This window comes from Enterobacter cloacae complex sp. IR5422 (assembly GCF_049238165.1).
Lineage (GTDB): Bacteria > Pseudomonadota > Gammaproteobacteria > Enterobacterales > Enterobacteriaceae > Enterobacter > Enterobacter roggenkampii.
The window spans coordinates 13,628-37,493 of the sequence record NZ_JBMKHT010000016.1 but is presented as its reverse complement, the minus strand read 5'-3'; the positions used below and the strand labels follow the sequence as shown (position 1 = coordinate 37,493).

At 55.6% G+C, this 23,866-nt stretch carries 23 protein-coding genes; 22 read left to right on the top strand and 1 reads right to left on the bottom strand.

The annotated features are described in order from the left end of the window. Positions 1 to 87: 87 nt before the first annotated feature. The 10 genes from miaB (at position 88) to rihA (ending at position 10,423) form a co-directional block, all read left to right on the top strand. Positions 88 to 1,512: a tRNA (N6-isopentenyl adenosine(37)-C2)-methylthiotransferase MiaB gene (gene miaB / locus ACOTXT_RS10210; protein WP_021242573.1), complete on the top strand. Its 1,425-nt coding sequence runs from the start codon at positions 88 to 90 to the stop codon at positions 1,510 to 1,512. Between the two features lie 163 nt (positions 1,513 to 1,675). Beyond that, complete coding sequence (locus ACOTXT_RS10205; RefSeq protein WP_008501053.1) at positions 1,676 to 2,722, top strand: PhoH family protein; 1,047 nt, start codon at positions 1,676 to 1,678, stop codon at positions 2,720 to 2,722. Further along, a complete protein-coding gene (gene ybeY, locus ACOTXT_RS10200) occupies positions 2,719 to 3,186 on the top strand; it encodes an rRNA maturation RNase YbeY (protein ID WP_008501052.1) in 468 nt (155 codons plus the stop codon). The genes ACOTXT_RS10205 and ybeY overlap by 4 nt, the downstream gene beginning before the upstream one ends. 89 nt (positions 3,187 to 3,275) lie before the next feature. Next, positions 3,276 to 4,154: a CNNM family magnesium/cobalt transport protein CorC gene (gene corC, locus ACOTXT_RS10195; RefSeq protein WP_021242574.1), complete on the top strand. Its 879-nt coding sequence runs from the start codon at positions 3,276 to 3,278 to the stop codon at positions 4,152 to 4,154. A gap of 5 nt (positions 4,155 to 4,159) precedes the next feature. Continuing rightward, the gene (lnt, locus tag ACOTXT_RS10190; protein WP_045416434.1) at positions 4,160 to 5,698 is read left to right on the top strand and encodes an apolipoprotein N-acyltransferase; all 1,539 of its coding nucleotides are present in this window, start codon (positions 4,160 to 4,162) and stop codon (positions 5,696 to 5,698) included. 465 nt (positions 5,699 to 6,163) lie between these two features. Then, positions 6,164 to 7,069 carry an amino acid ABC transporter substrate-binding protein gene (locus ACOTXT_RS10185; RefSeq protein WP_008501049.1) on the top strand — a complete coding sequence of 302 codons (906 nt, stop codon included), beginning with the start codon at positions 6,164 to 6,166 and terminating at the stop codon, positions 7,067 to 7,069. 155 nt (positions 7,070 to 7,224) lie between these two features. After that, entirely contained in the window at positions 7,225 to 7,965 is a 741-nt protein-coding gene (gene gltJ / locus ACOTXT_RS10180; RefSeq protein ID WP_008501048.1) for a glutamate/aspartate ABC transporter permease GltJ, read from the top strand. Beyond that, positions 7,965 to 8,642: a glutamate/aspartate ABC transporter permease GltK gene (gltK, locus tag ACOTXT_RS10175; RefSeq protein ID WP_008501047.1), complete on the top strand. Its 678-nt coding sequence runs from the start codon at positions 7,965 to 7,967 to the stop codon at positions 8,640 to 8,642. The genes gltJ and gltK overlap by 1 nt, the downstream gene beginning before the upstream one ends. Continuing rightward, positions 8,639 to 9,364 carry an amino acid ABC transporter ATP-binding protein gene (locus ACOTXT_RS10170; RefSeq protein WP_014883001.1) on the top strand — a complete coding sequence of 242 codons (726 nt, stop codon included), beginning with the start codon at positions 8,639 to 8,641 and terminating at the stop codon, positions 9,362 to 9,364. The genes gltK and ACOTXT_RS10170 overlap by 4 nt, the downstream gene beginning before the upstream one ends. A 120-nt stretch (positions 9,365 to 9,484) precedes the next feature. Continuing rightward, positions 9,485 to 10,423 carry a pyrimidine-specific ribonucleoside hydrolase RihA gene (gene rihA / locus ACOTXT_RS10165; protein ID WP_008501045.1) on the top strand — a complete coding sequence of 313 codons (939 nt, stop codon included), beginning with the start codon at positions 9,485 to 9,487 and terminating at the stop codon, positions 10,421 to 10,423. 64 nt (positions 10,424 to 10,487) lie between these two features. Here the strand turns inward: rihA and ACOTXT_RS10160 are convergent, their stop codons facing one another. Next, complete coding sequence (locus ACOTXT_RS10160) at positions 10,488 to 10,970, bottom strand: zinc ribbon-containing protein (protein WP_023617134.1); 483 nt, start codon at positions 10,968 to 10,970, stop codon at positions 10,488 to 10,490. A 214-nt stretch (positions 10,971 to 11,184) separates the two neighbouring features. Between ACOTXT_RS10160 and leuS the strand changes: the two genes are divergently transcribed. The 12 genes from leuS (at position 11,185) to lipB (ending at position 23,729) form a co-directional block, all read left to right on the top strand. Beyond that, positions 11,185 to 13,767, top strand: a complete 2,583-nt coding sequence (gene leuS, locus ACOTXT_RS10155) for a leucine--tRNA ligase (protein ID WP_021242577.1) — start codon at positions 11,185 to 11,187, stop codon at positions 13,765 to 13,767. 14 nt (positions 13,768 to 13,781) lie between these two features. Continuing rightward, positions 13,782 to 14,351 (top strand): LPS assembly lipoprotein LptE, encoded by a 570-nt coding sequence (gene lptE / locus ACOTXT_RS10150; RefSeq protein WP_008501042.1) that lies wholly within the window; start codon positions 13,782 to 13,784, stop codon positions 14,349 to 14,351. After that, on the top strand, positions 14,351 to 15,382 hold the full coding sequence (holA, locus tag ACOTXT_RS10145) for a DNA polymerase III subunit delta (RefSeq protein ID WP_025912715.1): 1,032 nt from the start codon (positions 14,351 to 14,353) through the stop codon (positions 15,380 to 15,382). The genes lptE and holA overlap by 1 nt, the downstream gene beginning before the upstream one ends. After that, entirely contained in the window at positions 15,375 to 16,040 is a 666-nt protein-coding gene (gene nadD, locus ACOTXT_RS10140; RefSeq protein ID WP_055322211.1) for a nicotinate-nucleotide adenylyltransferase, read from the top strand. Before holA ends, nadD begins: the two co-directional genes overlap by 8 nt. A 269-nt stretch (positions 16,041 to 16,309) precedes the next feature. Next, a complete protein-coding gene (rsfS, locus tag ACOTXT_RS10135; protein ID WP_003858696.1) occupies positions 16,310 to 16,627 on the top strand; it encodes a ribosome silencing factor in 318 nt (105 codons plus the stop codon). Between the two features lie 3 nt (positions 16,628 to 16,630). Beyond that, the gene (gene rlmH, locus ACOTXT_RS10130; RefSeq protein ID WP_003858701.1) at positions 16,631 to 17,098 is read left to right on the top strand and encodes a 23S rRNA (pseudouridine(1915)-N(3))-methyltransferase RlmH; all 468 of its coding nucleotides are present in this window, start codon (positions 16,631 to 16,633) and stop codon (positions 17,096 to 17,098) included. 28 nt (positions 17,099 to 17,126) lie between these two features. Beyond that, positions 17,127 to 19,028 carry a peptidoglycan DD-transpeptidase MrdA gene (gene mrdA, locus ACOTXT_RS10125; RefSeq protein ID WP_023293034.1) on the top strand — a complete coding sequence of 634 codons (1,902 nt, stop codon included), beginning with the start codon at positions 17,127 to 17,129 and terminating at the stop codon, positions 19,026 to 19,028. 2 nt (positions 19,029 to 19,030) lie between these two features. Further along, on the top strand, positions 19,031 to 20,143 hold the full coding sequence (mrdB, locus tag ACOTXT_RS10120) for a peptidoglycan glycosyltransferase MrdB (protein WP_008501037.1): 1,113 nt from the start codon (positions 19,031 to 19,033) through the stop codon (positions 20,141 to 20,143). A gap of 16 nt (positions 20,144 to 20,159) precedes the next feature. Next, positions 20,160 to 21,272 (top strand): endolytic peptidoglycan transglycosylase RlpA, encoded by a 1,113-nt coding sequence (gene rlpA, locus ACOTXT_RS10115; protein ID WP_421625308.1) that lies wholly within the window; start codon positions 20,160 to 20,162, stop codon positions 21,270 to 21,272. 139 nt (positions 21,273 to 21,411) lie between these two features. After that, on the top strand, positions 21,412 to 22,623 hold the full coding sequence (dacA, locus tag ACOTXT_RS10110) for a D-alanyl-D-alanine carboxypeptidase DacA (RefSeq protein WP_008501035.1): 1,212 nt from the start codon (positions 21,412 to 21,414) through the stop codon (positions 22,621 to 22,623). Between the two features lie 106 nt (positions 22,624 to 22,729). Beyond that, on the top strand, positions 22,730 to 22,993 hold the full coding sequence (gene ybeD, locus ACOTXT_RS10105; RefSeq protein ID WP_003858718.1) for a DUF493 family protein YbeD: 264 nt from the start codon (positions 22,730 to 22,732) through the stop codon (positions 22,991 to 22,993). Between the two features lie 94 nt (positions 22,994 to 23,087). Beyond that, entirely contained in the window at positions 23,088 to 23,729 is a 642-nt protein-coding gene (gene lipB, locus ACOTXT_RS10100; protein ID WP_008501034.1) for a lipoyl(octanoyl) transferase LipB, read from the top strand. Positions 23,730 to 23,866: the final 137 nt, after the last annotated feature.

The following is a 23,866-nucleotide window of genomic DNA, read 5'->3' as shown; positions in this document are numbered from 1 at the left end:
GGTCCTGAGACACATAACCTTCATACTGGTCACAACCCCACCAAAGCATTACAATACGCGGCTTGCAATCCTGAGCTGAGCAAGTCGATGACTAAAAAACTCCATATAAAAACCTGGGGCTGTCAGATGAACGAATACGATTCATCCAAGATGGCCGATCTGCTGGATACCACCCACGGATACCAGCTGACTGAAAATGCGAAAGAAGCCGATGTGCTGCTGCTGAACACCTGTTCAATTCGTGAAAAAGCGCAGGAAAAAGTCTTTCACGTGTTAGGCCGCTGGAAACTTCTCAAACGAAAAAATCCGGACCTGATCATCGGCGTGGGCGGCTGCGTCGCGTCGCAGGAAGGCAAGCTGATCCGCCAGAGAGCCCCGTATGTGGACATTGTCTTTGGCCCTCAGACCCTGCACCGTCTGCCTGAGATGATCAATCAGGTTCGTGGCAACCGTAGCCCGGTCGTTGACGTCAGCTTCCCGGAAATCGAAAAATTTGACCGTCTGCCGGAGCCGCGTGCCGATGGCCCGACCGCCTTCGTCTCCATCATGGAAGGCTGCAACAAATACTGCACGTACTGCGTGGTGCCGTACACCCGTGGTGAAGAGGTCAGCCGCCCGGCAGATGACATTCTGTTTGAAATCGCGCAGCTTGCCGCGCAGGGTGTGCGCGAAGTGAACCTGCTGGGCCAGAACGTTAACGCCTGGCGCGGTGAGAACTACGACGGCACGACCGGCAGCTTTGCTGAGCTGCTGCGTCTGGTGGCCGCGATTGACGGCATCGACCGCATTCGCTTTACCACCAGCCATCCGATGGAATTTACCGATGACATCATTGACGTTTATCGCGATACGCCAGAGCTGGTGAGCTTCCTGCACCTGCCGATTCAGTGTGGCTCTGACCGCGTGCTGAACCTGATGGGCCGTCCCCATACGGTGCTGGAGTACAAATCCACCATCCGTAAGCTGCGTGAAGCACGTCCGGATATCCAGATTAGCTCCGACTTTATCGTCGGCTTCCCTGGCGAAACCGCAGAAGACTTCGAGCGCACCATGAAGCTCATCGGCGAAGTGAACTTTGACGTCAGCTACAGCTTCATCTTCTCTGCGCGTCCAGGAACACCGGCGGCCGATATGGTTGACGATGTACCGGAAGAAGAGAAAAAGCAGCGTCTGTATATTCTGCAGGAGCGCATCAACCAGCAGGCTAACGCCTGGAGCCGCCGCATGCTCGGTACCGTACAGCGCATTCTGGTGGAAGGCACTTCCCGCAAGAGCATTATGGAACTCTCTGGTCGTACGGAAAATAACCGCGTGGTGAACTTTGAAGGCACCCCGGATATGATCGGTAAATTTGTGGACGTCGAGATTGTCGAAGTGCTGACCAACTCGCTGCGCGCGAAAGTGGTCCGCACCGAAGACGAAATGGGCCTGCGTATCGCAGAGTCACCGGAATCCGTGATCTCGCGTACCCGCAAAGAAAACGATTCTGGCGTTGGGATTTACCAGCCATAATCCTTCAGGCCTGCCGCTTTGGCAGGCCTTGTATTTCCTCTCATCGCCCCCAATATCTTCCGCAACGCTTGCGCCTTTATTCTGTGGCGTGAATAATTTCGGTAATGACCGTTTTATTGCGCCGTGTGGCAGCGGGTCAGTTAATCAATCAAAGAGGAACAGTTTGAACATAGATACGCGTGAAATTAGCCTTGAGCCAGCAGACAACGCTCGCCTGCTGAGCCTGTGCGGGCCGTTTGATGACAACATCAAACAACTGGAGCGACGTCTGGGTATCGAAATCAATCGTCGCGATAATCATTTCAAACTCACCGGACGCCCTATCTGCGTCAACGCCGCTGCGGACATTCTGCGTAGCCTGTATGTCGACACCTCCCCCATGCGCGGCGAAATTCAGGATATCGAACCGGAGCAGATTCACCTCGCCATTAAAGAGGCGCGCGTGCTTGAGCAGAGCGCGGAGAGCGTGCCGGATTATGGCAAGGCAATCAACATTAAGACCAAGCGTGGCGTCATCAAGCCGCGTACGCCAAACCAGGCGCAGTATATCGCCAATATTCTCGACCACGACATCACCTTCGGCGTGGGGCCGGCGGGTACGGGTAAAACCTATCTGGCCGTTGCCGCGGCGGTCGATGCGCTGGAGCGTCAGGAAATCCGGCGTATCCTGCTGACCCGCCCTGCCGTTGAAGCCGGTGAAAAACTGGGCTTCCTGCCTGGCGATCTGAGCCAGAAGGTCGACCCGTATCTCCGTCCTTTATACGATGCGCTGTTCGAAATGCTGGGCTTTGAGAAGGTCGAGAAGCTCATTGAGCGTAACGTTATCGAAGTGGCCCCGCTCGCCTACATGCGCGGCCGTACGCTGAACGATGCGTTCATCATTCTCGATGAGAGCCAGAACACCACCATCGAACAGATGAAAATGTTCCTGACGCGTATTGGCTTTAACTCGAAAGCGGTGATTACCGGCGACGTCACGCAGATCGATCTTCCGCGCAGCACCAAATCGGGCCTGCGCCACGCCATCGAAGTGCTGGCCGAGGTCGATGAAATCAGCTTTAACTTCTTCCACAGTGAAGACGTGGTACGCCACCCGGTGGTCGCGCGTATCGTTAACGCTTATGAAGCCTGGGAAGAGGCAGATCAGAAGCGTAAGGCCGAACTGGCCGCAGAACGTAAGCGCGAAGCGCAGGAGCAAGAACAGAAATGAGTCAGGTGATCCTCGATTTACAGCTGGCCTGTGAAGACAATTCCGGCATGCCAGATGAGGCACAGTTTCAGAAATGGCTGGATGCCGTTATCCCGCAGTTTCAGGAAGAATCAGAAGTCACGATTCGCCTGGTGGATGAAGCAGAAAGCCATGAGCTTAACCTGACCTATCGCGGGAAAGATAAGCCGACCAACGTGCTCTCTTTCCCGTTCGAAGCCCCGCCGGGCATCGAGATGCCGCTGTTGGGCGATCTGATCATCTGCCGCCAGGTGGTTGAACAGGAAGCTAAAGAGCAGCAGAAACCTCTTGAAGCCCACTGGGCGCACATGGTGGTACACGGCAGCCTGCATCTGCTCGGCTACGATCATATTGAAGACGACGAAGCGGAAGAGATGGAGTCCCTCGAGACAGAGATAATGCTTGCTCTGGGCTATGAGGATCCGTACATTGCCGAGAAAGAATAGTCAGTCACCGGACTGACTCCCCTGCCGCCACGAAAGGACATCGCGTGGCGGTAAACATTGAACTAACAAGAGAACCCTTAACAAACGCCATGAGCGACGACAATTCACACAGTAGCGACACGACAACCAGTAAAAAGGGATTTTTCTCCCTCATTCTGAACCAGCTTTTCCACGGCGAACCGAAAAACCGTGATGAACTGCTGGAGCTGATTCGTGATTCCGGGCAGAACGACCTTATCGACGAAGATACGCGCGAAATGCTCGAAGGGGTTATGGACATCGCCGACCAGCGCGTTCGCGATATCATGATTCCCCGCTCGCAGATGATCACCCTGAAACGTAACCAGACCCTGGACGAGTGTCTCGATGTCATCATCGAATCCGCCCACTCGCGTTTCCCGGTCATCAGCGAAGACAAAGATCACATCGAAGGGATTTTGATGGCGAAAGATCTGCTGCCGTTTATGCGCAGCGATGCCGAAGCCTTCAGCATGGAAAAAGTGTTACGCCAGGCCGTGGTTGTGCCGGAAAGTAAACGTGTGGATCGGATGCTGAAAGAGTTTCGCTCTCAGCGTTACCACATGGCGATTGTTATTGATGAATTTGGTGGCGTCTCCGGTCTGGTCACGATCGAGGATATCCTTGAGCTGATCGTGGGCGAAATCGAAGATGAGTATGACGAAGAAGAGGATATCGACTTCCGTCAGCTCAGCCGCCACACCTGGACCGTGCGGGCGCTGGCCTCCATTGAGGACTTCAACGACGCCTTCGGGACCCACTTCAGCGATGAAGAGGTCGATACCATTGGCGGGCTGGTGATGCAGGCCTTTGGCCACCTCCCGGCGCGCGGAGAGACCGTTGACATCGACGGTTACCAGTTCAAAGTAGCCATGGCCGACAGCCGACGTATTATACAGGTTCACGTCAGAACGCCGGACGACTCACCGGTGCCAAAACTGGAAGATTAATGTAAATGGCATTTGCCCCATTGCTTGAACGCCAGCGCGTCCGTTTGCTGCTGGCGCTGTTACTCGGAGCCAGCGGTACGCTGGCTTTTTCTCCTTACGACATCTGGCCTGCGGCCATTCTCTCCCTGATGGGGCTTCAGGGTTTGACCCTGAATCGTCGTCCGGTACAGGCTGCCGCTATCGGCTACTTCTGGGGACTGGGGCTGTTTGGCTCAGGGATTAACTGGGTCTACGTCAGCATCGCCCAGTTTGGCGGTATGCCGGGCCCGGTAAACGTCTTCCTGGTGGTACTGCTCGCCGCGTATCTCTCGCTCTATACCGGTCTGTTCGCCGGCATCCTTTCTCGCCTGTGGCCCAAAACCACCTGGCTGCGCGTCGCCATTGCCGCGCCGGTGGTCTGGCAGATCACCGAATTCCTGCGAGGCTGGGTGCTGACCGGCTTCCCGTGGCTGCAGTTCGGCTACAGTCAGATTGACGGCCCGCTGAAAGGCCTGGCGCCGGTCATGGGCGTTGAGGCCATTAACTTCCTGCTGATGGTCGTTAGCGGCCTGCTGGTATTAGCGCTGGTTTCACGATGCTGGAAACCGCTGGCTGTGGCGCTGGTACTGTTCGCCCTGCCCTTCCCGCTGCGCTATATCCAGTGGTTCACGCCGGAGCCCGCGCGCGCCATGCAGGTCTCCATGGTGCAGGGGAATATCCCGCAGTCGATGAAGTGGGACGAGAAAGAGCTGCTGAATACGCTGAAGATCTACGCCAACGCCACCGAAGAGGTGATGGGTAAATCGCAGCTGATTATCTGGCCGGAGTCTGCTATTCCCGATCTGGAGATCAACCAGCAGCCGTTCCTCAACATGATGAACGACCTGCTGCTCTCGCGTGGCAGTACGCTGATAACCGGCATTGTCGATGCGCGTCTGAATCAGCAGAACCGCTACGACACCTACAACACCATCATTACGCTCGGCAAAGACAGCGAATACAGCTACCACTCCACTGACCGGTACAACAAGAACCACCTGGTGCCGTTTGGTGAATTTGTGCCGCTGGAGTCAATTCTTCGCCCGCTGGCCCCGTTCTTCGATCTGCCGATGTCCTCCTTCAGCCGCGGACCGTACGTTCAGCCTCAGCTGCATGCGCACGGCGCAGCCCTGACGGCGGCCATCTGCTACGAAATTATCTTAGGCGAGCAGGTGCGCGATAACTTCCGCCCGGATACGGACTATCTGCTGACCATCTCTAACGATGCCTGGTTTGGTAAATCAATCGGCCCGTGGCAGCACTTCCAGATGGCACGCATGCGCTCCCTGGAGCTGGCCCGTCCGCTGCTGCGCAGCACCAACAACGGCATCACCGCCGTGATTGGTCCGCAGGGTGAAATCCAGGCCATGATCCCACAGTTCACCCGAGAAGTGCTGACCACCAGCGTCACTCCTACCACCGGGCTGACGCCGTACGCCCGCACCGGCAACTGGCCGCTGTGGATCCTGACCGCGCTGTTCGGCTTTGGCGCGGTGCTGATGAGCCTGCGCCAGCGTCGTCGATAATCCCTCCTCTTCCTGCCGGGTGGCGCTGACGCTTACCCGGCCTACTGTTTCGCTTTTGTAGGTCGGGTAAGCGTCAGTGCCGGGGGGGGTGTCCCGCCCCCCGGTCCGCTTGTTTTGTTTTGTTGGGGGGTAACCCCCCCCCCCCCACCCGACAATTCCCTCCGGACTTCAATTCTGGCACGCCTATTGCTTTGTTTATTCAGGTAAACGCAGTTTGGCTTACTGTGCAACTTTGTCGCACCAGCGTAGATCATCGGTAGCACCGAAACGGTGCAACGGGAGATATTTGCCTCTGAATGGTGCGGCGTGCTTCGCAAAAATAAACAATAACGCAGCAAAATCTTTACATTAAGCCAGACTAAATGTTAACAAGCTTGCATAACACTGCACTCGCATTGCGCGAGATATAACAACATCACAATGGGTATCAATGCGTCGCTGGCGCTGATAAAAAAGGAGTTGGGTATGCAATTACGTAAACTGGCCACAGCAATGCTGGTTATGGGGATGTCCGCAGGCGTGGTTCACGCTGAAGACGCTCCGGCAGCAGGCAGCACTCTCGACAAGATTGCCAAAAACGGCGTTATCGTGGTCGGCCACCGTGAATCTTCTGTCCCGTTCTCTTACTACGACAACACGCAAAAAGTCGTGGGCTATTCACAGGATTACTCCAACGCCATCGTTGAAGCTGTGAAGAAAAAGCTGAACAAACCTGACCTGCAGGTGAAGCTGATCCCCATCACTTCACAGAACCGTATTCCGCTGCTGCAAAACGGCACCTTTGACTTCGAGTGTGGCTCCACCACCAACAACCTCGAGCGTCAGAAGCAGGCTGCCTTCTCCGACACCATCTTTGTTGTGGGCACCCGCCTGCTGACGAAGAAAGGCGGTGAGATCAAAGACTTCGCTGACCTGAAAGGGAAAGCGGTCGTTGTCACCTCCGGGACCACGTCTGAAGTGCTGCTGCACAAGCTGAACGACGAGAAGAAAATGGATATGCGCATCATCAGCGCGAAAGACCATGGCGACTCCTTCCGTACCCTGGAAAGCGGTCGTGCCGTCGCGTTTATGATGGACGACGCCCTGCTGGCAGGCGAGCGTGCGAAAGCGAAGAAACCAGACAACTGGGATATCGTCGGTACCGCGCAGTCGAAAGAAGCCTACGGCTGTATGCTGCGTAAAGACGATCCGCAGTTCAAAAAGCTGATCGATGACACCATCGCCCAGGTGCAGACCTCAGGCGAAGCGGAAAAATGGTTCGACAAATGGTTCAAGAACCCGATTCCACCAAAAAACCTGAACATGAATTTTGAACTGTCAGACGACATGAAAGCGCTGTTCAAATCTCCAAATGACAAGGCTCTTAACTAATTAGAACAACAGGGGCGGGATCTCCTGCCCTCTCGATTGTCGGGAAGCATGGACAGACTATACGTTGAGTGGTCGTTCCCCACTCAGCGCGAAAAATGAGCTTCTCACCAATCTTCGAGGGTAGCGCTGCTACCCTTTTTTTTCTGGAGTTTATTATGTCAATCGACTGGAACTGGGGCATATTCCTGCAACAAGCCCCGTTCGGCAACACCACCTATCTTGGCTGGCTGTGGAGCGGCTTTCAGGTCACCGTGGCATTATCGATAACGGCGTGGATCATCGCGTTTCTTGTCGGTTCTCTGTTCGGTATTCTGCGCACCGTCCCTAACCGTTTTCTTTCAACACTCGGCACCCTGTACGTGGAACTGTTCCGTAACGTTCCGCTGATCGTGCAATTCTTTACCTGGTATCTGGTTATCCCGGAACTGCTGCCGGAAAATATTGGCATGTGGTTCAAGTCGGAACTGGATCCGAATGTGCAGTTCTTTGTCTCCTCCATGATGTGTCTGGGGCTGTTTACCGCTGCGCGCGTTTGCGAGCAGGTGCGTGCCGCCATTCAGTCATTACCCCGCGGACAAAAAAATGCGGGTCTGGCGATGGGGTTAACCCTGCCACAAACCTACCGCTACGTGCTGCTGCCTAACGCCTACCGCGTCATCGTTCCACCAATGACCTCCGAGATGATGAACCTGGTGAAAAACTCGGCCATCGCATCGACCATCGGTCTGGTCGATATGGCCGCGCAGGCGGGCAAGCTGCTGGATTACTCCGCTCACGCGTGGGAATCCTTCACCGCGATCACGCTCGCTTACGTTCTGATTAACGCTTTCATCATGCTGGTGATGAACCTGGTTGAACGCAAAATTCGCCTGCCGGGCAACATGGGGGGCAAATAATGTACGAATTTGACTGGAGTTCTATCGTTCCATCCATGCCTTATCTGCTTGATGGACTGATGATTACCTTAAAAATCACCGTCATTGCCATTATTGTCGGTATCGTCTGGGGCACCCTGCTGGCCGTCATGCGCCTGTCGAGCTTTAAGCCGCTCGCCTGGTTTGCAACCGCCTACGTTAACGTGTTCCGCTCCATCCCGCTGGTAATGGTGCTGCTGTGGTTTTACCTGATCGTGCCCGGCTTCCTGCAAAACGTGCTGGGGCTGTCGCCGAAAACCGACATCCGTCTGATCTCGGCGATGGTGGCGTTCTCAATGTTTGAGGCCGCTTACTACTCTGAGATTATCCGTGCAGGAATTCAGAGTATCTCCCGCGGGCAATCCAGCGCCGCGCTGGCGCTGGGGATGACGCACTGGCAGTCCATGCAGCTCATTATTCTGCCGCAGGCGTTTCGCGCCATGGTTCCGCTCCTGCTGACCCAGGGAATTGTGCTGTTCCAGGATACGTCCCTGGTCTACGTGCTGAGCCTGGCAGACTTCTTCCGTACCGCGTCCACCATCGGTGAGCGTGATGGTACGCAGGTTGAGATGGTGCTCTTTGCGGGAGCGGTCTATTTTGTGATTAGTTTAAGCGCGTCGCTGTTGGTCAGCTGGCTGAAGAAAAGGACGGTACAATGATTTCCCTGAAAAATGTTTCTAAATGGTATGGGCACTTTCAGGTGCTGACCGACTGCTCCACCGAAGTGAAAAAAGGCGACGTGGTAGTGGTGTGCGGACCGTCCGGTTCCGGTAAATCGACGCTGATCAAAACCGTTAACGGACTGGAGCCGGTCCAGCAGGGTGAGATCGTCGTCAACGGCACCAAAGTCAACGACAAGAAAACCAATCTTGCCCAGCTTCGCTCTCACGTTGGCATGGTGTTCCAGCATTTTGAGCTGTTCCCTCACCTCTCCATTATTGAGAACCTGACCCTGGCCCAGGTGAAAGTGCTCAAGCGTGATAAAAAAGCGTCGCGCGAGAAAGGCCTGAAACTGCTGGAACGCGTTGGCCTCTCTGCTCATGCCGATAAGTTCCCGGCGCAGCTTTCTGGCGGTCAGCAGCAGCGTGTGGCGATCGCCCGTGCGCTGTGCATGGATCCGGTTGCCATGCTGTTTGACGAGCCCACATCGGCGCTCGATCCGGAGATGATCAACGAAGTGCTGGACGTGATGGTCGAACTGGCGCACGAAGGGATGACCATGATGGTGGTGACCCACGAAATGGGCTTCGCCCGCAAGGTGGCCAACCGCGTGATCTTCATGGACGAAGGGAAAATTGTTGAAGATTCCCCGAAAGAGGAGTTCTTCGCCAACCCGAAATCGGAACGTGCGAAAGATTTCCTCGCGAAAATCCTGCACTAATCTTCTCGGTGCGCAATCTGCGGATTGCGCACTGCCTCACGCTTTCGCTCACTTCTTCTCGTCCGTGCCCCATTGCAGCGTTAACCTTGTCACAAAATAACGCTATGAATGGAGAACGCTATGGCACAACCTATAATTTTCGATTGCGACCCGGGTCATGATGACGCGATCGCGCTCGTCCTTGCACTTGCCTCCCCCGAGCTCGACGTCAAAGCCGTCACCTCTTCTGCCGGCAACCAGACGCCGGATAAAACCCTGCGTAACGTTTTGCGCATGCTGACGCTGCTCAAGCGCACGGATATTCCTGTCGCCGGCGGCGCCCTCAAGCCCCTGATGCGTGAATTAATTATTGCGGATAACGTGCATGGCGAAAGCGGGCTGGACGGTCCGGCGCTGCCGGAACCTGGCTTCACGCCGCAAAGCTGCACCGCCGTGGAGCTGATGGCAAAGGTGCTGCGCGAGAGCGCGGAACCCGTCACTCTGGTGGCAACGGGACCGCAAACCAACGTCGCGCTGCTGCTGAACAGCCATCCTGAACTGCACAGCAAAATCGCTCGTATCGTCATCATGGGCGGGGCTATGGGCCTGGGAAACTGGACGCCTTCCGCAGAGTTCAACATTTTTGTCGATCCGGAAGCAGCGGAGATCGTCTTCCAGTCGGGCCTGCCAGTTGTGATGGCAGGGCTGGATGTGACGCATCGCGCGCAGATTATGGCAGACGACATTGAGCGCTTCCGCTCCGTTGGCAATCCGGTCGCGACAACCGTGGCTGAGCTGCTCGACTTCTTTATGGAGTATCACAAAGCCGAGAAATGGGGATTCCACGGCGCGCCGCTGCACGATCCGTGCACCATTGCCTGGCTGTTAAAACCGGAGATGTTTACCACCGTCCACAGGTGGGTTGGCGTCGAAACGCAGGGGAAATACACCCAGGGGATGACGGTGGTGGACTACTACTCGCTGACGGGGAATAAACCGAATACCACGGTGATGGTGGATATTGACCGTGAGGCGTTTGTGGATTTGCTGGCGGAGAGACTGGCTTACTATAGTGCGTAGTGCGGCCTGATGCCCTCACCCCGGCCCTCTCCCACGGGGAGAGGGCGCAAACCTGCGCTTTTACCTAGGGCTCAAACGGCCGACGCTGGAACTGATCGTGGCCGCATTTCGGACACAGCGACAGGACCTCCGGCGTATACACCGCAATATGATGGTGGCAATTCTCGCACACCAGATTTCCCAGCCCGACCACTTCACCGCTGTGGTACACACCGTGGTGGTTTAAATCCTGAAAGACTTCACGCCACTCCAGCTGCGTTTTATCGGTGATATCGGCCAGCTCCTGCCACAGGCTCTCTTTGATCACCCGCATGAAAACGCTGTCCGTGACCTCCTCCTGGCTTTCCTGGTAGCTGCGCGCGAACTCTTCCAGATCGCGACGCACGGCGCGGGTCACCTCTTCCACTTCGGTTCGCGTTAACTCACCCGTTTGCGACACGCGGGCACGCGCCTGCTCCACCAGCGCGTCGATATCACGCTCGCCGTTACGCAGCCGTTCCGTCAGTGTCGCCACCAGTTCGCGGTAAAATTGAGCAACCTTGTTCATCATTTTGCCTCCCGGGTAAGTAACTATTTCTAATAATAGACCTTATTTCAGCGCCGCTTTGTCAGGTGAAGCACAGACCCGGTAAATTCCTGCAAAGCGCATTTGTGCGAAAGGCTGTTTTGACGCGGGCGTTTGGGCTATGCTATGCGGATCTGAATTACCACATCCATTGGCTACATTTGTAGCTGTATTGAACACAGGACCACTGGCTGCCATGCAAGAGCAATACCGCCCGGAAGAGATAGAATCAAAAGTCCAGCAACACTGGGACGAGAAGCGCACCTTTGAAGTAACCGAAGACGAGAGCAAAGAGAAGTATTACTGCCTGTCGATGCTTCCCTATCCTTCTGGTCGACTACACATGGGCCACGTGCGTAACTACACCATCGGTGATGTGATTGCGCGCTACCAGCGCATGCTGGGCAAAAACGTTCTGCAACCCATCGGTTGGGATGCGTTCGGTCTGCCTGCGGAAGGCGCGGCGGTCAAAAACAATACGGCGCCGGCACCGTGGACGTACGACAACATCGCGTACATGAAAAACCAGCTCAAAATGCTGGGCTTTGGCTATGACTGGAGCCGCGAGCTGGCAACCTGTACCCCGGAATACTACCGCTGGGAACAGAAGTTCTTCACCGAGCTGTACAAAAAAGGCCTGGTGTACAAGAAGACCTCTGCCGTTAACTGGTGCCCGAATGACCAGACCGTTCTCGCGAACGAACAGGTTATCGATGGCTGCTGCTGGCGCTGTGATACTAAAGTAGAGCGTAAAGAGATCCCGCAGTGGTTTATTAAAATCACCGCTTACGCTGATGAGCTGCTGAACGATCTGGATAATCTGGACCACTGGCCAGATACCGTTAAGACCATGCAGCGCAACTGGATCGGCCGTTCTGAAGGCGTGGAAATTACCTTCAACGTTGAGAACTACGACCAGACCCTGACCGTCTACACCACCCGTCCGGACACCTTCATGGGCGCGACCTACCTGGCCGTGGCCGCAGGTCACCCGCTGGCGCAGAAAGCGGCAGAGAACAATCCCGAACTGGCTACCTTCATCGACGAGTGCCGCAACACGAAAGTGGCCGAAGCCGATATGGCAACGATGGAGAAAAAAGGGGTTGATACCGGCTTTAAAGCCATTCACCCGCTGACGGGCGAAGCGATCCCTGTCTGGGCCGCCAACTTCGTTCTGATGGAATACGGTACAGGCGCCGTGATGGCTGTTCCAGGTCACGACCAGCGCGACTATGAATTTGCCACTAAATATGGCCTGACCATCAAGCCTGTTATTCTGACGGCTGACGGTTCTGAACCAGACCTGTCCGAACAAGCGCTGACCGAAAAAGGGACCTTGTTCAACTCCGGCGAGTTCAACGGTCTGAGCTTCGAAGAGGGCTTCAACGCTATCGCCGACAAGCTGGCCTCCCTTGGCGTGGGCGAGCGTAAAGTTAACTTCCGTCTGCGCGACTGGGGCGTTTCCCGTCAGCGTTACTGGGGTGCGCCAATTCCAATGGTGACGCTGGAAGATGGCACCGTGATGCCAACGCCGGAAGATCAGCTGCCGGTGATCCTGCCGGAAGACGTGGTCATGGACGGTATCACCAGCCCGATCAAAGCCGATCCTGAGTGGGCAAAAACCACCGTCAACGGTCAGCCCGCGCTGCGCGAAACCGACACCTTTGACACCTTTATGGAGTCATCCTGGTACTATGCTCGCTACACCTGTCCTCAGTATCAGGACGGCATGCTGGATTCCAAAGCAGCGAACTACTGGCTGCCGGTAGATATCTACATCGGTGGTATCGAACACGCCATCATGCACCTGCTCTACTTCCGCTTCTTCCACAAGCTGATGCGCGATGCGGGCATGGTGAACTCTGACGAACCTGCAAAACAGCTGCTGTGCCAGGGCATGGTGCTGGCGGATGCCTTCTATTACGTCGGGGCGAACGGCGAGCGTAACTGGGTATCTCCGGTTGACGCAATCGTTGAGCGCGACGAGAAGGGCCGTATCGTGAAGGCGAAAGACGCTGAAGGTCACGAGCTGGTCTACACCGGCATGAGCAAAATGTCCAAGTCGAAAAACAACGGTATCGACCCGCAGGTGATGGTTGAGCGTTACGGTGCGGATACCGTGCGTCTGTTCATGATGTTTGCCTCTCCGGCAGACATGACGCTGGAATGGCAGGAGTCTGGCGTGGAAGGCGCAAACCGCTTCCTGAAACGCGTCTGGAAGCTGGTTTACGAGCACACCTCACTGGGCGATGCCCCGGCGCTGAACGCTGCCGCCCTGACTGAAGATCAGCAGGCGCTGCGTCGTGATGTTCATAAAACCATTGCAAAAGTGACCGATGATATTGGTCGTCGTCAGACCTTCAATACCGCAATTGCGGCTATTATGGAACTGATGAACAAGCTGGCGAAAGCCCCGCAGGACGGCGAGCAGGATCGTGCCTTAATGCGTGAAGCGCTGCTGGCCGTCGTTCGCATGCTGAACCCGTTCACGCCGCACGTTAGCTTTACCCTGTGGCAGGAGCTGAAAGGCGAAGGCGATATCGACAACGCGCCGTGGCCGCAGGCTGACGAAGCCGCGATGGTGGAAAACACCACGCTGGTCGTGGTCCAGGTGAACGGTAAAGTCCGCGGTAAAATTACCGTGGCGGTCGATGCAACCGAAGAACAGGTTCGCGAGCGCGCGGGCCAGGAACCACTGGTCGCTAAATATCTTGAGGGCGTTACCGTACGTAAAGTGATCTACGTACCTGGTAAACTGCTGAATCTGGTCGTTGGCTAAGCGCGGGAGGAAACGTGCGACAACTGGCAACAATACTCTTATCTCTGGCGGTGCTTGTCACCGCTGGCTGCGGCTGGCACCTGCGCAATACCACCGCGGTGCCTGCACAGATGAAAACCATGATCTTTGATTCCGGAGATCCGAACGGTCCACTCAGCCGGGCAATTCGCAATCAGCTGCGTCTGAACGGCGTTGAGCTTGTTGAGAAACAGACGCTGCGTCAGGATGTACCGTCTCTGCGTGTGACAGGAAGTGGTCTGTCGAGAGACACTGCGTCTATCTTCCAGGATGGCCGTACCGCAGAGTATCAAATGGTGTTGACGGTCAACGCGGCAGTCCTGATCCCGGGTAAAGACATCTATCCGATCAGCACGAAAGTGTACCGTTCGTTCTTCGATAACCCGCAGACGGCGCTGGCAAAAGATGCCGAACAGCAGATTATCATCAACGAAATGTATGACAAGGCGGCGGAACAGCTGATCCGTAAACTGCCAAGTATTGCAGCGTCAACCAAACAAGGATCTGACATTGTTGATAAACCGGTTGATGGCACGCTTCCTGCTGCTAACTCTCTGGGTAAATGATGATCAGGCTGTATCCTGAACAACTCCGCGCGCAGCTCAATGAAGGGCTGCGCGCGGCGTATCTGCTTCTTGGAAACGATCCGTTATTACTTCAGGAAAGCCTGGATGCCGTGCGGCATGCCGCCGCCGCGCAGGGCTTTGATGAACACCACACCGTCCAGTTGGATAACAATACCGACTGGAACGCCCTCTTCTCGCTTTGTCAGGCGATGAGCCTGTTCGCATCGCGCCAGACGATTCAGATCCTGCTGCCGGAAAACGGGCCTAACGCGGCGATGAACGAGCAGCTCGCTACGCTGGTCAGCCTCTTACACAGCGATCTGATCCTGATTGTGCGTGGCAACAAGCTGACCAAAGCGCAGGAAAACGCGGCATGGTTTACCCAACTCGCGCCCCACGCGGTGTTGGTCACCTGTCAGACGCCTGAGCAGGCGCATCTGCCTAAATGGGTCGCCGCGAGAGCGAAGCAGCACAACCTTCAGCTGGATGATGCGGCGAACCAGCTGCTCTGCTACTGCTATGAAGGTAACCTGCTGGCCCTGGCGCAGGCGCTGGACAGACTCTCCCTGCTCTGGCCGGACGGCAAGCTGACCTTGCCGCGCGTCGAGCAGGCCGTTAACGACGCGGCGCACTTCACGCCGTTCCACTGGGTGGACGCGCTGCTGTCGGCAAAAAGTAAACGCGCCCTGCATATTCTGCAGCAGCTGCGCCTCGAAGGCAGCGAACCGGTTATTCTGCTGCGAACCCTGCAGCGCGAACTGCTGCTGCTGATTACGCTCAAGCGTCAGTCTGCCCATACGCCTTTGCGTTCGCTGTTTGATAAACACCGGGTGTGGCAAAATCGCCGGGCTTTGACCACCGAGGCCATCAACCGCCTGAGTCATGAACAGCTTCGCCAGGCGGTACAGCTTCTGATGCGCGCCGAGCTTACGCTAAAGCAAGATTACGGCCAGTCGGTCTGGGCGGAGCTGGAAAGCCTTTCCCTGCTGCTCTGCCACAAGGCGCTGGCAGACGTTTTTATTGATGGATAGTATGCACTCTTTACAGGCCCTGTATGGCGGCACCTTCGACCCGGTACACAACGGGCATCTGAAGCCGGTTGAAATTCTGGCGAATCTGATCGGCCTTCAGCGCGTCACCATCATGCCGAATAATGTCCCGCCCCACCGTCCACAGCCTGAGGCGACCAGCGAGCAGCGAAAAGAGATGCTTGCCCTGGCCATCGCAGATAAGCCGCTCTTCCGGCTTGACGAGCGTGAGCTGCGTCGCGATACGCCCTCCTGGACCTCGCAGACGCTTCAGGAATGGCGCGCAGAACAAGGTCCAAACCAGCCGCTGGCTTTTATCATCGGACAGGACTCCCTGCTGAACTTCCCCACATGGCATAAATATGAAACCATCCTGGAGAACAGCCACCTGCTCGTCTGCCGCCGTCCTGGCTATCCGCTGACCATGCGCGAAGCGCAGTACCAGCAGTGGCTGGAAGATCATCTCACCGCCAATGTTGAAGATCTTCACACTCAGCCTGCCGGGAAGATTTATCTGGCCGAAACGCCGTGGTTCGATATCTCTGCAACCCTCATTCGCGAGCGCTTACAGCAGGGTTTAGCGTGTGACGATCTGCTCCCCGCACCGGTGCTGGCCTATATCCATACGCATGGTTTGTATCAGAAAAGCGCAGATGAATAGCCGGAGGGCATAAAAAGCGGCTTATTGTTTATCCTGCCTTGACAGGGTAAGCCATACTGTTATTCTCCGCTGCCAGACTTTCCCGCCGATGATTGCTTTACAGAAATTGTTTTACAAAAATGGCGATGCAATCTCAGGCAGAGGGTGGGATGATACCCGCCTTCAAAAGCCCGACCGGAGACTTTTGTCCCGATACAGGCATGAGTTCAGGTATACTGTCTGGCTACGAATTCAACGTTTTACAATCTCATTCACCCCAGGGGGAAAACTTGCAGGGTAAAGCACTCCAGGATTTTGTTATTGACAAAATTGATGACCTGAAAGGTCAGGACATCATCGCTATCGACGTTAAGGGTAAATCCAGTATTACCGACTGCATGATCATCTGCACCGGTACGTCCACACGTCATGTTGTTTCAATTGCCGATCACGTGGTACAGGAATCACGTGCTGCAGGGCTGTTGCCGCTCGGCGTTGAAGGTGAAGCGACGGCTGACTGGGTGGTTGTCGATCTCGGCGATGTGATTGTCCACGTCATGCAGGAAGAGAGCCGTCGCCTGTATGAGCTGGAAAAACTCTGGGGTTAATGCGTGAAGTTGCAGCTGGTCGCCGTCGGCACCAAAATGCCGGACTGGGTACAAACCGGTTTTACTGAATATCTGCGTCGTTTTCCAAAAGACATGCCGTTCGAACTGGTGGAAATCCCCGCCGGTAAGCGCGGCAAGAACGCCGATATCAAACGTATTCTCGATAAAGAGGGCGAACTGATGCTGGCTGCCGCTGGCAAAAACCGCATCGTCACCCTCGATATTCCAGGAAAACCCTGGGATACGCCGCAGCTGGCGCACGAACTGGAGCGCTGGAAGCAGGATGGCCGTGACGTCAGTCTGTTGATTGGCGGACCCGAAGGGTTATCCCCTGCCTGCAAAGCGGCAGCAGAACAAAGTTGGTCCCTCTCCGCGCTGACGCTTCCCCACCCGCTCGTTCGGGTACTGGTGGCAGAAAGCCTGTATCGCGCGTGGAGCATTACTACCAACCACCCCTATCACCGCGAGTAATGACTGACCAGGGTAGATTAAGCAGCGGATGAAACTACAGAATTCTTTTCGCGACTATACGGCTGAGTCCGCGCTGTTTGTGCGCCGGGCGCTGGTCGCCTTCACCGGGATTTTGCTGCTTACCGGCGTGCTGATCGCCAACCTTTATAATCTGCAAATTGTCCGTTTTACCGACTACCAGACGCGTTCCAACGAAAACCGTATCAAGCTGGTGCCTATCGCGCCCAGCCGCGGCATTATTTACGATCGCAACGGCACCCCGCTGGCGTTAAACCGCACCATCTATCAAATCGAGATGATGCCGGAAAAAGTCGATAACGTTCAGGATACGCTGGAAGCGCTGAAAAGCGTTGTCGACCTTAACGACGACGATATCGCCGCCTTCAAAAAAGAACGCGCCCGCTCTCACCGTTTCACCTCCATCCCGGTTAAAACCAACCTGACGGAAGTCCAGGTGGCCCGCTTTGCGGTAAACCAGTACCGTTTCCCCGGCGTGGAAGTAAAGGGCTACAAGCGTCGCTACTACCCCTACGGCTCCGCGCTGACGCATGTGATTGGCTACGTCTCCAAGATTAACGACAAAGACGTCGACCGCCTCGATAAAGACGGCAAGCTGGCGAACTACGCCGCAACGCACGACATCGGTAAGCTCGGTATTGAACGCTACTACGAAGATGTCCTGCACGGGCAAACCGGCTATGAAGAGGTTGAGGTTAACAACCGTGGCCGCGTGATTCGCCAGCTTAAAGAAGTGCCGCCTCAGGCGGGGCATGACGTCTATCTGACCCTCGACCTTAAGCTACAGCAGTATATTGAAACCCTGCTGGCAGGCAGCCGCGCAGCCGTTGTGGTCACCGATCCCCGCACTGGCGGCATCCTGGCGATGGTGTCTATGCCAAGCTATGACCCGAACCTGTTTGTTGACGGCATTTCCAGTAAAGACTACTCCGGTCTGCTGAATGACCCCAACACGCCGCTGGTGAACCGCGCGACGCAAGGGGTTTACCCGCCGGCATCCACGGTTAAACCGTACGTGGCGGTCTCGGCACTGAGCGCTGGCGTCATCAACCGCAATACCAGCCTGTTTGACCCAGGCTGGTGGCAGCTGCCCGGTTCAGAAAAGCGCTATCGCGACTGGAAAAAATGGGGCCACGGTCATCTGAACGTCACCAAATCGCTGGAGGAGTCTGCGGATACCTTCTTCTATCAGGTGGCGTATGACATGGGGATCGACCGCCTGTCTGAGTGGATGAGCAAATTCGGCTACGGACACTACACCGGCGTTGACCTTGCGGAAGAACGCTCCGGCAACATGCCGACGCGCGAATGGAAGCTGAAGCGCTTTAAAAAACCGTGGTATCAGGGCGACACCATTCCGGTGGGTATCGGTCAGGGTTACTGGACGGCAACGCCGCTTCAGATGAACAAAGCCATGATGATCCTCATCAATGACGGGGTGGTGAAAGTGCCTCACCTGCTGCAGAGTACGGTTGAAGACGGCAAAAAAGTGCCGTGGAACCAGCCGCACGAAGCGCCGGTGGGTGACATTCATTCCGGCTTCTGGGAAATCGCAAAAGACGGTATGTACGGCGTGGCAAACCGCCCGAACGGTACCGCACACAAGTATTTCGCCGGTACGCCGTACAAAGTGGCGGCGAAGTCCGGTACTGCGCAGGTCTTTGGCCTGAAAGCCAACGAAACCTATAACGCGCACCGCATTGCCGAACGTCTGCGTGACCACAAGCTGATGACGGCGTTTGCCCCTTATGACAACCCGCAGGTCGCGGTGGCGATGATTCTGGAGAACGGCGGTGCCGGGCCTGCAGTAGGGACCATCATGCGCCAGATCCTTGACCACATTATGCTGGGTGATAACAACACCGAACTGCCGGCTGAAAACCCGGCCGCCGCTGCGGCGGAGGACCAATAATCATGACGGATAATCCAAATAAAAAATCGCTGTGGGACAAAATCCACATCGACCCAGCCATGCTGCTGATCCTGCTGGCTCTGCTGGTTTACAGCGCGCTGGTTATCTGGAGCGCCAGCGGCCAGGACATCGGGATGATGGAGCGCAAAATCGGCCAGATCGCCATGGGCCTGATCATTATGGTGGTGATGGCGCAGATCCCGCCGCGCGTCTACGAAGGCTGGGCGCCCTACCTCTACATTTTCTGTATTATTTTGCTGGTTGCGGTAGATGCCTTTGGGGCCATTTCAAAAGGGGCGCAGCGCTGGCTGGATTTGGGCATTGTCCGCTTTCAGCCTTCGGAAATTGCCAAAATCGCCGTGCCCTTAATGGTGGCACGCTTTATCAACCGCGACGTCTGTCCGCCGTCGCTGAAGAATACCGCTATCGCGCTGGTGCTGATTTTCCTGCCAACGCTGCTGGTTGCGGCACAGCCTGACCTGGGGACCTCTATCCTCATCGCCCTCTCCGGCCTGTTTGTCCTGTTCCTGTCGGGCCTGAGCTGGCGCCTGATTGGTATCGCGGTAGTGCTGATTGCGGCGTTCATCCCTATTCTCTGGTTCTTCCTGATGCACGATTACCAGCGCCAGCGCGTCATGATGCTGCTCGATCCGGAAACCGATCCGCTGGGCGCGGGCTATCATATTATTCAGTCCAAGATTGCGATTGGCTCCGGCGGCCTGCGCGGTAAAGGCTGGCTGCACGGCACGCAGTCGCAGCTGGAATTTTTACCGGAACGCCACACCGACTTTATCTTTGCCGTCCTGGCGGAAGAGCTGGGGCTGGTGGGCATCTTAATACTCCTGGCCCTATACGTTCTGCTGATCATGCGGGGATTGTGGATTGCAGCACGCGCGCAAACGACCTTTGGTCGCGTCATGGCTGGCGGGTTGATGCTGATTTTATTCGTTTATGTCTTCGTAAATATTGGTATGGTGAGTGGTATTCTGCCGGTGGTAGGCGTACCGCTGCCGCTGGTGAGTTACGGAGGCTCGGCACTGATCGTGTTGATGGCCGGGTTTGGTATCGTGATGTCGATCCATACCCACAGAAAAATGTTGTCAAAAAGCGTATAAAAATAAGGGGATCGGAATGCGTAAGCAGTGGCTGGGGATCTGCATTGCGGCAAGTTTACTTGCGGCCTGTACTAGTGATGATGGTCAGCAACAGGCAACCGTCGCGCCGCCGCAGCCTGCGGTGTGTAATGGCCCGATCGTAGAAATCAGCGGTGCCGATCCCGTTTATGAACCGCTGAATGCCAGTGCCAATCAGGATTACGAGCGCGACGGCAAAAGCTATAAAATTGTTCAGGATCCTTCCCGTTTCAGCCAGGCGGGCTTTGCCGCCATTTATGATGCCGAGCCAGGCAGTAACCTGACGGCCTCCGGAGAGACGTTCGACCCCATGCAGCTGACGGCGGCACATCCGACGCTGCCGATCCCGAGCTATGCCCGTATCACCAACCTGGCAAACGGCCGCATGATCGTCGTGCGTATCAACGACCGCGGCCCGTACGGAAATGACCGGGTGATCTCCCTGTCGCGCGCGTCTGCCGATCGCCTGAATACCTCGAACAACACCAAAGTCCGTATTGACCCGATTATTGTGGCGCAGGATGGTTCGCTGTCCGGTCCAGGTACCGCGTGTACGACGGTGGCGAAACAGACCTATGCCCTGCCCGACCGCCCCAATCTTGACGGCGGAATGGGCAGCGTCTCTTCTCCGGCCGAGCCTGCTCAGCCGGGGGGAGAAATACGCCCAATCAGCAATGACACGCTGCAAAGCGACGATTCAACGGGCGCACCGGTAAAGAGCAGCGGCTTTCTTGGTGCACCGACGACCTTAGCCTCGGGCGTGCTGGAAGGCAGTGAACCTACCCCAGCCCCCGCTCCCGTTGCTGCACAAGCGACCCGGTCGGCTCCCGTAACGGCGCCCGCGGCCACGCAAAGTGCCGCGGTGGCGGCTCCAACAGCGGCCAGCGGCAGCTATGTGGTTCAGGTCGGTGCTGTGAGCGATCAGGCCCGGGCTAAACAGTATCAGCAGCGTCTGAGCCAGCAGTTTGGCGTACCAGGACGCGTTGAGCAGAACGGTGCGGTCTGGCGCATTCAGATGGGGCCGTTTGCCAGCAAATCGCAGGCAGCCTCCCTGCAGCAGCGTCTGCAGAATGAAGCTCAGCTTCAGTCATTTATCGCTGTTGCGAAATAATTAACCGGCGGTATCCGAATTGTCAGTTTGTGTAAAACACATTCACAAACTCATGCTTAAAGTCGGATGCCTGCCTGAATAGCATTTGCTATAGTAAGGCACTTTTTTTAATTCCATCACGGATGTCGTAGTTCTGACCATGAAGACCACTTTTTCTGCTCGTTTTGTGCAGCGCATGGCGCTGACCACGGCCCTTTGCGCGGCTGCGCTCTCTGCAGCTCACGCCGATGACCTGAATATCAAGACCATGATCCCCGGCGTTCCGCAAATCGACGCGGAATCCTACATCCTGATCGATTACAACTCTGGCAAAGTGCTGGCAGAACAGAATGCCGATGCCCGCCGTGACCCGGCCAGCCTGACCAAAATGATGACCAGCTACGTTATCGGCCAGGCGATGAAGGCAGGTAAATTCAAAGAAACGGATCTGGTCACCATCGGTAACGATGCGTGGGCAACCGGGAACCCGGTCTTTAAGGGTTCCTCTCTGATGTTCCTGAAACCGGGTATGCAGGTTCCTGTTTCCCAGCTGATTCGCGGTATCAACCTGCAGTCGGGTAACGATGCCTGCGTAGCGATGGCCGATTTCGCCGCCGGTAGTCAGGATGCCTTCGTAGGCCTGATGAACAGCTACGTGAACGCGCTGGGTCTGAAAAACAGCCATTTCCAGACCGTACACGGCCTGGACGCAGACGGTCAGTACAGCTCGGCACGTGACATGGCGTTGATTGGTCAGGCGCTGATCCGCGATGTTCCTAATGAGTACTCTATCTATAAAGAGAAAGAGTTCACCTTCAACGGTATCCGTCAGACCAACCGTAACGGCCTGCTGTGGGATAACAGCCTGAACGTTGACGGCATCAAAACGGGTCACACCGACAAAGCGGGCTACAACCTGGTCGCCTCCGCCACTGAAGGCCAGATGCGTCTGATCTCTGCCGTGATGGGTGGCCGCACCTTTAAAGGCCGTGAAACAGAAAGCAAGAAGCTGCTGACCTGGGGCTTCCGTTTCTTCGAAACCGTGAATCCACTGAAAGCAGGCAAAGAGTTTGCGTCTGAACCGGTCTGGTTCGGCGACAACGACCGTGCTTCTCTCGGCGTTGATAAAGACCTCTACCTTACCATTCCGCGCGGTCGTATGAAGGATCTGAAAGCCAGCTACGTCCTGAACAGCACCGAGCTGCACGCCCCGCTGCAGAAAAATCAGGTCGTGGGCACAATCAACTTCCAGCTGGATGGCAAAACGATCGATCAGCGCCCGCTGGTGGTCCTGCAAGAAATTCCTGAAGGCAATTTCTTCGGCAAAATCATTGATTATATTAAATTGATGTTCCACCACTGGTTTGGTTAAAAATCGAACACTTGAAAGTGTGATTTTGATCCCCATATACTAAGTATCCTGATAACTCCCACCTGACGTGGGAGTTATTATTTTTTGACGTTACGCCGGAGCTGACATGAAAACCAAACTTAACGAACTGCTTGAATTCCCTACCCCATTTACCTACAAAGTAATGGGTCTGGCGAAACCTGAGCTGGTTGATCAGGTGGTTGAAGTGGTACAGCGCCATGCGCCGGGTGACTACTCTCCGTCAGTAAAACCAAGCAGCAAGGGCAACTACCACTCGGTTTCTATTACCATCACTGCGACACACATTGAGCAGGTTGAGACGCTGTACGAAGAGCTCGGCAATATCGAAATCGTTCGTATGGTGCTGTAGTCCCTTTGCGGTTACCCGGTTTGCCGGGTAACCCCTCTCCCCGCTGTGATATACTCCCGCATACCTTTTGTCCCTCGTCTTCGGAGACGCAGTTTTGTATCAGGATAAAATTCTGGTCCGTCACCTCGGGCTGCAACCTTACGAGCCTGTCTCCCAGGCTATGCATGACTTCACCGATTCACGCGATGACACTACCCCCGATGAGATCTGGCTGGTCGAACACCTGCCGGTCTTTACGCAGGGTCAGGCGGGAAAAGCAGAACATTTATTAATGACGGGCGATATTCCGGTTATCCAGAGCGATCGCGGCGGTCAGGTCACGTACCATGGACCCGGGCAGCAGGTGATGTACGTCCTGCTCAATCTGAAGCGCAGAAAGCTCGGCGTGCGTGAACTGGTTACCTTACTGGAACAGACAGTCGTCAATACGCTGGCGGAATACGGGATTGACGCGCATCCGCGAGCCGATGCGCCTGGGGTCTACGTTGGGGAAATGAAGATCTGCTCTCTGGGGCTGCGTATTCGTAAAGGCTGCTCATTCCATGGCCTGGCCTTGAATATTAATATGGATCTCGCGCCTTTCCAGCGCATAAACCCCTGTGGCTACGCCGGCATGGAAATGACGCAAATGCGCCAGTGGGTAGAAACCGCTACGCCAGACACGATTCGTCCCGTGCTGTTAAAGAACGTGTTAGCACTACTTAACAATCCCCCGCACGAATATATCCCTGCTTAATATATCGTACAACAGGGCTCGCTAATTTGACGGGCCACTGTCTATTTACCGTTTTTGCACTTTACAATAATCCATAGATTCTATATTTTCGAAGCGCCCGAATATTACCGCTACATATTATTTAGCCTCCAGCATGC

Excerpts from the sequence above, each read along its gene's own strand:
- miaB (WP_021242573.1), top strand. The coding sequence starts at position 88 with ATGACTAAAAAACTCCATATAAAAACCTGGGGCTGTCAGATGAACGAA.
- ybeY (WP_008501052.1), top strand. The coding sequence starts at position 2,719 with ATGAGTCAGGTGATCCTCGATTTACAGCTGGCCTGTGAAGACAATTCC.
- corC (WP_021242574.1), top strand. The coding sequence starts at position 3,276 with ATGAGCGACGACAATTCACACAGTAGCGACACGACAACCAGTAAAAAG.
- lnt (WP_045416434.1), top strand. The coding sequence starts at position 4,160 with ATGGCATTTGCCCCATTGCTTGAACGCCAGCGCGTCCGTTTGCTGCTG.
- ACOTXT_RS10185 (WP_008501049.1), top strand. The coding sequence starts at position 6,164 with ATGCAATTACGTAAACTGGCCACAGCAATGCTGGTTATGGGGATGTCC.
- gltJ (WP_008501048.1), top strand. The coding sequence starts at position 7,225 with ATGTCAATCGACTGGAACTGGGGCATATTCCTGCAACAAGCCCCGTTC.
- gltK (WP_008501047.1), top strand. The coding sequence starts at position 7,965 with ATGTACGAATTTGACTGGAGTTCTATCGTTCCATCCATGCCTTATCTG.
- ACOTXT_RS10170 (WP_014883001.1), top strand. The coding sequence starts at position 8,639 with ATGATTTCCCTGAAAAATGTTTCTAAATGGTATGGGCACTTTCAGGTG.
- rihA (WP_008501045.1), top strand. The coding sequence starts at position 9,485 with ATGGCACAACCTATAATTTTCGATTGCGACCCGGGTCATGATGACGCG.
- ACOTXT_RS10160 (WP_023617134.1), bottom strand. The coding sequence starts at position 10,970 with ATGAACAAGGTTGCTCAATTTTACCGCGAACTGGTGGCGACACTGACG.
- leuS (WP_021242577.1), top strand. The coding sequence starts at position 11,185 with ATGCAAGAGCAATACCGCCCGGAAGAGATAGAATCAAAAGTCCAGCAA.
- holA (WP_025912715.1), top strand. The coding sequence starts at position 14,351 with ATGATCAGGCTGTATCCTGAACAACTCCGCGCGCAGCTCAATGAAGGG.
- nadD (WP_055322211.1), top strand. The coding sequence starts at position 15,375 with ATGGATAGTATGCACTCTTTACAGGCCCTGTATGGCGGCACCTTCGAC.
- mrdA (WP_023293034.1), top strand. The coding sequence starts at position 17,127 with ATGAAACTACAGAATTCTTTTCGCGACTATACGGCTGAGTCCGCGCTG.
- mrdB (WP_008501037.1), top strand. The coding sequence starts at position 19,031 with ATGACGGATAATCCAAATAAAAAATCGCTGTGGGACAAAATCCACATC.
- rlpA (WP_421625308.1), top strand. The coding sequence starts at position 20,160 with ATGCGTAAGCAGTGGCTGGGGATCTGCATTGCGGCAAGTTTACTTGCG.
- dacA (WP_008501035.1), top strand. The coding sequence starts at position 21,412 with ATGAAGACCACTTTTTCTGCTCGTTTTGTGCAGCGCATGGCGCTGACC.
- ybeD (WP_003858718.1), top strand. The coding sequence starts at position 22,730 with ATGAAAACCAAACTTAACGAACTGCTTGAATTCCCTACCCCATTTACC.